General features: G+C 39.5%; 1 protein-coding gene. It reads left to right on the top strand.

Features of this window, described 5'->3' with window-relative positions; translation table 11 throughout:
• Window positions 1–150 precede the first annotated feature (150 nt).
• On the top strand, window positions 151–696 hold the full coding sequence (locus ACFPOF_RS29455; protein ID WP_378139035.1) for a GrpB family protein: 546 nt from the start codon (window positions 151–153) through the stop codon (window positions 694–696).
• Window positions 697–1,304: the final 608 nt, after the last annotated feature.

Below are 1,304 nucleotides of genomic sequence, written 5' to 3'. Positions count from 1 at the left end.
AAGCGGAATCAGCCGGACACATCCGCACCGACTAAGCGCATCGCGCCCGGCGACTTCGTCGCCTTAAGTCGGTGGGACGTCGTGAACACATTTACGTTATAAGAAATCGGCGAAGAGCGAAAACAATTTTCAAAGTGGGTGATTGCACAGATGAAGGAATTGGTAATCATAGAGCCTTACAATGATAATTGGCCCAGGATATTTAATGAACTTCGTTTACAAATCGTAAACCAACTGGGTACTGCAATTCAAAGAATTGATCATATTGGCTCTACTGCTGTAGTTGGATTAGCAGCCAAACCGATCATTGATATTCAAATTTCGGTTTCTGACTTGGATAATATAGAAGAAGTTAAATCTGGTCTTCACGAAATGGGATTTAAATATCGTGAAGACAATGCAGACTTGACGAAGAGATATTTTAGGGAAAGACCTGGAATGAGAAGAACACATATTCATGTAAGGCAATTAGGAAGTTGGTCAGAACAATTCAATCTGTTGTTTAGGGATTATTTAAGGGAACATGAGGTTGAAAGAACTAAATATGCACAGTTCAAGTACGATCTTGCCGATCAATATAGAGACCAACGAAACAAATATGTAGAAGGTAAAACTGAGATCGTGTGGAACATTATGTTGAAGGCAAATAAATGGAGTCAAGAGATTGGATGGAAACCAAGTAAACCGGATTTGTAAGTAACTCGAAGAAGTCGCCGACATCTTATAACACCATGTTCACGCTTCGGGCCATTCGGCCCTCGGTCCGGTAGGAGTTAGATGTGGGTTCGGAGAAGTATTGGCAGCAGCAGGGAAGCGGAATCAGCCGGACACATCCGCACCGACTAAGCGCATCGCGCCCGGCGACTTCGTCGCCTTAAGTCGGTGGGACGTCGTGAACACATTTACGTTAGCTGAAATACCCGAAAATCTAAATGAAGAAATAAGGAAGAATTCAAATGCTCCTATTAAATATTAATAGTTCGATTCAGAAATTTTCACACCCTTGGGGAAGTCCCAAAATTGAAGAAATTGAATTTATTTATGGATCTGAAGTGACAAATTTGGTACAGGAAATCTATAATTTCGCAGACAACTTTCCAGTAGATTGGAATATTGAAACGATGAAATCAATTACAGATAAACTTCAAACTGAACTTATGAATAAGTATCCAATTCTTGAACTAGAATCTATAAAGAAAGTGGTAAACTATTTTATGTATAATTGGAAATAATGGAGTGCAATTAATCAATAATAAAGTAGACCAAACTTAGAAAGATGTTTCAGAGATGTCGGGTACATCAGC

Origin of the sequence: Cohnella soli (genome assembly GCF_042655525.1) — a bacterium.
GTDB lineage: Bacteria > Bacillota > Bacilli > Paenibacillales > Paenibacillaceae > Cohnella > Cohnella soli.
The sequence above is the reverse complement of the archived record's forward strand: the minus strand, read 5'-3'. Positions and strand labels throughout refer to the sequence as shown.